Raw genomic sequence first — 7,538 nt, 5'->3', positions numbered from 1 at the left:
ATCCCTCTGTGTATTCTTGATTACTTTGATTAAAACACAAATGACCCGCAAGGGGTCACTTTTTAAAAGTGTCCACCATACGGGTCACAGATCATTGAGGAAGTGGAGGTGTTTTTATGGGAGTAACAAGTTGGTCTTCTATTTGCTCGAGTAGAAGTGTAAGTTGCCTAATTCCTTCATATCCAGATACATTCTATACAAAATGGTTACTGCTTCTGCACGAGTTAACATTTCGTTAGGCTCGAATTCGCCATTCCATGCGGTCATGATCCCTTTTTCTTGCAAGAGGGCGATGTTGAACGCAGTATTTACGCTGTAGGTATCATGAAAGCGATAGAAGTCCCCTTTTTTCTTGACGATGAAAGGGAAAAGTGTGTTCGTCCGGTTTTCCCCGTCATCATCAAAGCCATAGCGTCCATCTGAGAGTAAATCGTCTGTTGACGGTGAATCTGTATCGGGAGCAATGATAATGGGGATATCACGCATAGACAGAACCACGGCAGGGTCATCGATTTCGCCTTCTAGCAACCAAACTGGGAGGACGTAGACTGTACCGATGCGATTTAACTTGGAATCTGGATAGAAGTTGTAGCCGTTTGGAGAAAGAAAAACGGCATTCGACAATTCCATTGTCACGATTGAGCTGATCTCCTTATAGGCCCAGTGGTTTTTCGGCACATCGGCAAAGTGATCAATTTGGAAATGTGGGATATAGTAGTTACCATTCGGATCGAAAGGTCTGTAGCGATCAAACAGGCGATAGATCATCACCGTCATTTCAGCTTTGTCCACCCATCTTCCCGGCTGAAAGCTTCCATCGGGATAGCCGCTGACGACCCCATTGTCTACCATGAAGGAGATAGCGTCCATTGCCCAGCCATATTGTTTGGGATCGACGTCTTTAAATGCTGGTGCAGCCAGTGCTGCAGGTTGCTGAAAGGTTGTTAGTCCAATAATAAGTGCTAATAAGAGGATGAGGCGTTTCATATCCCTTCCTACCTTTCTTGACATTCTCTGGTAATCCTTGTTTATTTCATCGGCGAAAAGACCTTGATGTTACAGTTAGGTTGAATGCTTCCGTGTTTCTTACAGATATGTGTCCAAATGCCTACATGATTGGTAATCAATCACGAGTAATTTTATAATGTAGGTAACAAAATTCTACGATGAAGAAAATAACAGCGAAGAGGCACCCTTCAACGTGAAAAGAGGGTAATATGGAACCAATTCAACTGATGGAAGCGGCAGAGCAATTTATCCGGACATGCTATGGTGAACTGGACAAGACAACCGACGAAACCGAGCGACGGTTACAAGAAGTCCGTCAAATGATCGAGCAACAGGGATATTATGAGCACACGACCGAAGAGCTTCGTCATGGGGCAAAAATGGCCTGGCGCAATAGCAATAGATGTATTGGTCGATTCTTTTGGGAATCGTTGATTGTGTTAGATGAACGGCAGGCAGAGACAGAAGAAGAGATGGCGCAAGCTATGCTTCGTCACATCGAGTTTGCGACCAATGGGGGGAAAATCCGCCCAACCATCACCGTTTTTGCACCTACTATGACAGGAAGACCGCACATGCGTATTTGGAACGATCAGTTGATTCGCTATGCGGGATATGAAACGGAATACGGCGTACTGGGTGACCCGATTTCGCTTTCGTTGACGAAGCTATGCGAGAGCCTGGGATGGCAAGGCAAAGGCACTCACTATGATGTTTTGCCACTTGTCGTGCAAATTGGAGATCGGACGCCGCAGTTTTTTGAGATTCCCCAGGAGCTGGTTTTGGAGGTGCCAATCGTTCATCCTGATCTACCGAGCTTTGCCGATTTGGAGTTGCAATGGTATGGGGTTCCGATCGTCTCGAATATGCGTATGGAGATTGGTGGCATGGAATACTTGGCGGCGCCTTTTAACGGATGGTACATGGGAACCGAGATCGGTGCGCGTAATTTCGCTGATCAAGAGCGTTACAACATGCTGCCAAAGGTCGCAGAGGTCATGGGGCTCGATACGAGCAGGGAAGTGACCCTTTGGAGAGACAAAGCACTCATCGAACTGAACGTAGCGGTCTTGCATTCCTTCAAGGAAAAAGGAGTATCGATCGTCGATCATCACACAGCGAGCCAGCAATTCAAGCGATTTGAGGAAAGAGAAGAGAAATGTGGTCGAGCTGTTACTGGTGACTGGACATGGCTGGTTCCGCCGATCTCCGGAACAGCTACACACATTTTCCACAGTCTGTACGACAACACAATCCATACACCGAATTTCTTTTACCAAGACAAGCCGGAGCTCGGCACAAAATAAGGCTTTCAAACGTCGCGAACATGCTTCGCGGCATTTTTTTTGCGTTTGATGTCACATAAAGGGGGATATGGTGCGTTATACCAGTTGGAAGGAGGGAGAGAGTGGACACGAATCAGATAGAAGAACTCCTGGACGAGATCATACAGGGAGCGGATGACCGCTACGCCGACATCATGAAAAGCTACCAAACCCCCATATTTCACTACTGCTATCACATCCTGGGGAGTCGATTCGAAGCGGAAGACGCCACACAGGAGGTCTTCTTCAAGGCTTATCGCAACTTGAAAAAGTACAGTCCAAAAATGCCCTTTGCAGCTTGGCTTTATAAAATAGCCTATCACCATTGCATCGATCTCATCAGAAAAAGGAAATGGACAAAGCTGTTGCCATTTTTGATGCAGGACAAAGAGCCTCAATCAGACATCGAGCGGCATATTGAAAATGTTTATTTCAGTGAGGATGTATTTCTTGCCATGCAGACACTCTCCGTGGAGGAAAGAACGCTTCTCTTACTGCGAGGCGTGGAAGAAAAGACGTACGAGGAAATTTCCTTGATCGTGAACAAAAACGCTGCGAGTCTGCGCAAAAAATTCGAGCGTACGGCATCGAAGTTCCGATCCGCTTATTCTCCTTTAGGGAAGGGAGGGTCAGCTCACGATGAGTCCAAACAAATCGCACGAGAGTATTAAGGACCTGTTCAATGACCCGTGCATCCCGCAGGAGATTGACATTAGCAAGCAAGTGATGACAAAGATCAAACGAGAGAAGGAGAGATTTTTTGTGAAGTACAAGGTAAGCATATTAGTTGCCATTGGCTTGATTGCCAGCCTCACAACGGGCTATGCCGCTGTCCAGTACTATCAGTTGAAGAATGAGAAGGGTGAGGTTCTTTATGAGGAAAAAGACATTTCACAGTATCAGGGCAAAGCGAAAATCGGTAAAGAGTTAGAGCCCGAAATGGAGAAATATTACGATAAACGTTGGGAAATTGAGGATACCCTGGAGCCGGGAAATGCGGCTGCTCTCTATATCGCCGTTTACAACCCAAAGAAAACGGTGGAGAGAGTCTCAAGACCGTTTGAATTTGCCACATTAACAGACCTTCGTAAGAAAATGGGGGAAGGGGTATATGTGCCTGAGATGCTGCCAGGGGGGTATACTTTTTTAGATGCTCGCTTCGCAAATGGCATCCAATTCGATTACGAGAAGTATGACAACGAAGCTCTGTACAAACAAGCAGAAAAAGAGAAAAAAGAATTCGTCATGCAGCCCTTGGAATGGACGAATGAGCTGGATTATTTGTATGCGACATACAAGGATTCAGAGGGAAGCTATTTATATTTCCACATCACCAATTACGAAGATGTAGTAGGCAACACATCGTATATTGTAGGTTTTGATAAACAGAAAAAAGAGGTAATAAAAGTAGGCAATACGGAAGTGCTGTATACAGAAGAAGCTAAAAAAGACTGGGTTAGTAAAAGAATTGTCTGGGTAACAGAGGCTTCCGGCAAGAAATTGCAGTACGAAGTATCGACACACGGAGACAAATTGAACAAGAATACTATCAGCCAGTTCGTCGATGCTGTTGTCCCGAAAAACAAATAGCTCTTTCTTCACAAATAGAAACCCCCGAACTCTGCTACTGATTCGGGGGTTTTGCCTGAACAAGTAGATTCCTCAAGCAGGTGAGTATACTCTGAGAACCAAGGATGCACGATGATTTAAGGAATATTTTAGTTTTACCCCACAATTTTGTTTAACATTTCATCTTACCCTAGATTTAGCAAGTAAGAGAGTAAGAGATTTACTTGCACATAAAAAAGAAATGAAAAGGAGCGAGACTAATGAAAAAGAAATGGATGACAACTGCATCAGCTTTGTTACTTACTGGGGTGATTGGTACTGTTATACCGTATGCAACCACAACAGTAGATGCAAAAGCAAACGTTGCGGAAAAAAGTAACCTAGACCTAACGATTGCATTCGTTTTTTCTAAGGATGGCCAGGCAGTAACCATTAAAGACAGTCAACTAGGTGAGCACAAGGCCACGGTTAAAGATCTCTCCGAGAAGTTAGGTATTACGGCAGCTGATCTTAATCTATCTTCATATATGATTGAAATGAAACCAAATGCGACAGGCAGCAAGATTATTGTCAAAGAAACTTCCTTTAAAGGTGAAGTGAAAGAGTACGAGAGCAGCGATAATGATGTCCTCATGCTGTTCGGTCTTCACAAAGTAACAAATGTAGATGCAAAAGGAAACGAGTTCGGTCTTCAGAAAGTAACAAATGTAGATGCAAAAGGAAACGTAGCGGAAAAAAGTAACCTAGACCTAACGATTTCATTGGTTTTTTCTGAGGATGGCCAGTCAGTAACCATTAAAGACAGTCAATTAGGTGAGCAAAAGGCAACGGTTAAAGATTTCTCCCAGAAGTTAGGTATTACGGCAGCTGATCTTAATCTATCTTCACATATGATTGAAATGAAACCAAATGCGACAGGCAGCAAGATTATTGTCAAAGAAACTTCCTTTAAAGGTGAAGTAAAAGAGTACGAGAGCAGCGATAATGATGTCCTCATGCTGTTCGGTCTTCACAAAGCAACAAATTAACTGGTAAGGTAACAGCGGCATATAAAATAGTCCTTATTCTTTTTTAAAAGATGGGATTATTTTACACAGCCTCAACACCCCTTAGGTGCAATAAAAATAATGGGCGTTCCTCCAAAAATTATATACTGTCAAAAGCCACCAATGTCGCGAACATGCTTCGCGGCATTTTTTGTGACTGCTGTGATACTAGCGGACAGCTATGTTGGACATTTTTTGACACTGGGGGTCAAGACTATCGGTATCACGGACCATGCTATGGGAAACCCGTATTTTAAAGGGAAGCTGGATGGTATCGAAAGCGTGGGCGACGGAACATCGCTAGAAAAGGTACTGTCGATGAATCCTGATTTACGGTAAGAAGCCAATCCGCGAAGAACTGCGGGAGTTTGGCAAAATGACAGGAAGAGAAGACAAGGCGAATGAGTGGATTGCCGAATGGGACAAGAAAATTGCTGAGGCAAAACCCAAGGTGCAAGCAGCGGTAGGAGATAAAACCGTTTCGATTCTACAGCCATACGCCAAGGGGATCTATGCGTTTGGGCACAACTTCGGAAGGGGTGGAGACATCCTTTACGGAGAATTCCAGTTGAAGGCTCCGAATGCCGTACAAAAAGAAACCATTGATAGCAATACCGGCTGGGCGGAAGTCTCGCTTGAAACACTGCCAGACTTTGCGGGAGACTACATTTTTACCAGTGGATGGTCCGGAGATGATACCAATCCGGAGAGTGTATACAGTACAAACGTTTGGAAGGGCTTGTCGGCAGTAAAAAAAAACAAGGTGTTTCAGATTGATCGGAAAGGCTCCTATTTTAATGACCCGATCTCCTTGGAAGCGCAACTCACGTTCATTGTAGAAAAATTAACGTAGAAGAAAAAACCCCCGAAACAAATGTAGCGAGATGCTCTGCTACTATGGTTCGGGGGTTACTGTTATTTATCTAGCGGTTGTAATAACTGCTAAGAGCTGGGAGTAGACCCAACGGATTTTTCCGCAAGTCCTTGGCGCTGAAGAAAATGCTGCCCTGAACCTGAGGAACCATCGCGTTGTAATTCAACTGGTTGATAATCTCTTGGGCACTCTGCCAGCCTGCTTCAGCCGTTCCCAGCTTGTAAGGCGAATGACCGACGTAGAGCTTGACGTTCGTACCCTGTACTTCGTTTGCCCACCAAGTAACGAGCTTGTCGTATTGGGCAGGGGCGAAGGAAAAGCTCCAATAAATTTGCGGGGTCACATAATCGATCCACCCTTGTTGAATCCATGTGCGCACATCGGCATACATGTGGTCATACGCAGTAACGCCTGCTTTTGTATCGGAGCCGGTCGGATCGACGTTGCTATTGCGCCATACACCGAATGGACTGATCCCGAACTGAACGTGAGGCTTGACGCTCTTGATGGACTGATTCAATTGTTGAACAAACTGATTGATATTATCGCGACGCCAGTCTGCTTTGGACACGATCTTTTTACTGTTGTAAGCCTTGAATGCTGCATCGTCCGCAAAGGCAACGTTGGAAGGATAGAAATAATCATCCAGATGGACACCATCGATGTCATAGCGCTGTACGACTTCCATTACTTCATTGATAATTTGCTGACGTGCCGCCGGAATACCTGGGTTGATATACAGCTTTTTGTTTGCATTCACAATCCAGTCAGGGTGCTGCTTGATCACGTGATTAGCTGGCAACTGGTCTGTTTTTGCATCCGTAGTGGCACGGAACGGGTTGAACCACGCATGGAATTGCATCCCACGTCTATGCGTTTCTTCTACCATAAAGGCCAGAGGGTCGTAGCCAGGATCTTTCCCCGGCGTTCCCGCCAAAAATCTCGACCATGGAACGAGGGTAGAAGGATACAGAGCATCTCCAGATGGACGCACCTGTACGAAAACAGCGTTCATTCCCATGGCTTGCAGCTCATCGAGCAGCTGTATGTATTCTTGTTGCTGCTTCGCAGGGTTTCCGTATGAACCGGAAGATGGCCAGTCCAAGTTGTAGACCGTAGAGATCCACACCCCGCGCAAGTCTCCATTTGTCACGACAGGTGTGCTTGGTTCCATTCCGCCAGTTTCACTCAATACATCCTGTGGTGGCGGAGTCATGGTAGCGACGTTGCCGCTTTGCAGGCGAATGGTTCTTGTTTTGTCTTCCCAGTTTACCGTAAGGCCCAACTGCTCGGATACAAATCGCAGCGGAACCATGATTCTTCCTTGTTTGTTCTGAACAGAAGAATCAAGTGGGACGCTGTTGTTGTTCACTAGAGCGTTCTTTTGATTAACCGTCATGGACAACAAGGTATCTTGTTTGCTGATTGTTGCCGTCTGAGACTTTGGCTCCCAATTTACTTCGGCTCCCAGATTTTCACCGATCACCCGCATAGGGACCATTGTTACGTTTGCTGTTGGAATAATGTACGGAGCGACGTCACTTTTGATTTGTTGCCCGTCCAAATAGATGCTGATGCCAGGTGATGTCTGCGCGGCTTGCACGGATATCCCCATCGTTGGAATACATAGTACGAACATTAGCAAAAGCATAAACCACTTGCGTACCTTCATTTTTGCCAATCCTCCGACAAGTATAGATTTGCTGTAAAACTTTA

Annotated in this window: 7 protein-coding genes; 5 read left to right on the top strand and 2 right to left on the bottom strand. The window is 45.3% G+C overall.

Annotated elements, in window-relative coordinates; genetic code table 11:
- Positions 1 to 138 precede the first annotated feature (138 nt).
- Positions 139 to 987 (bottom strand): S-layer homology domain-containing protein, encoded by an 849-nt coding sequence (locus tag ACFYU8_RS29360; RefSeq protein ID WP_390306360.1) that lies wholly within the window; start codon positions 985 to 987, stop codon positions 139 to 141.
- Positions 988 to 1,217: 230 nt separating this feature from the next.
- Between ACFYU8_RS29360 and ACFYU8_RS29355 the strand changes: the two genes are divergently transcribed.
- The 5 genes from ACFYU8_RS29355 to ACFYU8_RS29335 all read left to right on the top strand — a co-directional run bounded on the left by ACFYU8_RS29355 (position 1,218) and on the right by ACFYU8_RS29335 (position 5,801).
- Complete coding sequence (locus tag ACFYU8_RS29355) at positions 1,218 to 2,315, top strand: nitric oxide synthase oxygenase (protein WP_390306363.1); 1,098 nt, start codon at positions 1,218 to 1,220, stop codon at positions 2,313 to 2,315.
- 101 nt (positions 2,316 to 2,416) lie between these two features.
- Positions 2,417 to 3,004 carry an RNA polymerase sigma factor gene (locus ACFYU8_RS29350; protein WP_390306365.1) on the top strand — a complete coding sequence of 196 codons (588 nt, stop codon included), beginning with the start codon at positions 2,417 to 2,419 and terminating at the stop codon, positions 3,002 to 3,004.
- Complete coding sequence (locus tag ACFYU8_RS29345; protein WP_390306367.1) at positions 2,973 to 3,923, top strand: hypothetical protein; 951 nt, start codon at positions 2,973 to 2,975, stop codon at positions 3,921 to 3,923. The genes ACFYU8_RS29350 and ACFYU8_RS29345 overlap by 32 nt, the downstream gene beginning before the upstream one ends.
- A 239-nt stretch (positions 3,924 to 4,162) precedes the next feature.
- A complete protein-coding gene (locus tag ACFYU8_RS29340; protein ID WP_390306370.1) occupies positions 4,163 to 4,930 on the top strand; it encodes a hypothetical protein in 768 nt (255 codons plus the stop codon).
- Between the two features lie 394 nt (positions 4,931 to 5,324).
- Positions 5,325 to 5,801 (top strand): ABC transporter substrate-binding protein, encoded by a 477-nt coding sequence (locus tag ACFYU8_RS29335; protein ID WP_261375986.1) that lies wholly within the window; start codon positions 5,325 to 5,327, stop codon positions 5,799 to 5,801.
- Between the two features lie 70 nt (positions 5,802 to 5,871).
- Here ACFYU8_RS29335 and ACFYU8_RS29330 read toward each other — a convergent pair whose 3' ends face one another.
- Entirely contained in the window at positions 5,872 to 7,494 is a 1,623-nt protein-coding gene (locus ACFYU8_RS29330; RefSeq protein WP_390306372.1) for a family 10 glycosylhydrolase, read from the bottom strand.
- Positions 7,495 to 7,538 lie beyond the last annotated feature (44 nt).

It is taken from the genome of Brevibacillus sp. NPDC003359 (genome assembly GCF_042878995.1).
GTDB lineage: Bacteria > Bacillota > Bacilli > Brevibacillales > Brevibacillaceae > Brevibacillus.
Note: the sequence above shows the minus strand (reverse complement) of the source record. Positions and strands in the feature narration are given on the sequence as shown.

Excerpts from the sequence above, each read along its gene's own strand:
- ACFYU8_RS29360 (WP_390306360.1), bottom strand. The coding sequence starts at position 987 with ATGAAACGCCTCATCCTCTTATTAGCACTTATTATTGGACTAACAACC.
- ACFYU8_RS29355 (WP_390306363.1), top strand. The coding sequence starts at position 1,218 with ATGGAACCAATTCAACTGATGGAAGCGGCAGAGCAATTTATCCGGACA.
- ACFYU8_RS29345 (WP_390306367.1), top strand. The coding sequence starts at position 2,973 with ATGAGTCCAAACAAATCGCACGAGAGTATTAAGGACCTGTTCAATGAC.
- ACFYU8_RS29340 (WP_390306370.1), top strand. The coding sequence starts at position 4,163 with ATGAAAAAGAAATGGATGACAACTGCATCAGCTTTGTTACTTACTGGG.
- ACFYU8_RS29335 (WP_261375986.1), top strand. The coding sequence starts at position 5,325 with ATGACAGGAAGAGAAGACAAGGCGAATGAGTGGATTGCCGAATGGGAC.
- ACFYU8_RS29330 (WP_390306372.1), bottom strand. The coding sequence starts at position 7,494 with ATGAAGGTACGCAAGTGGTTTATGCTTTTGCTAATGTTCGTACTATGT.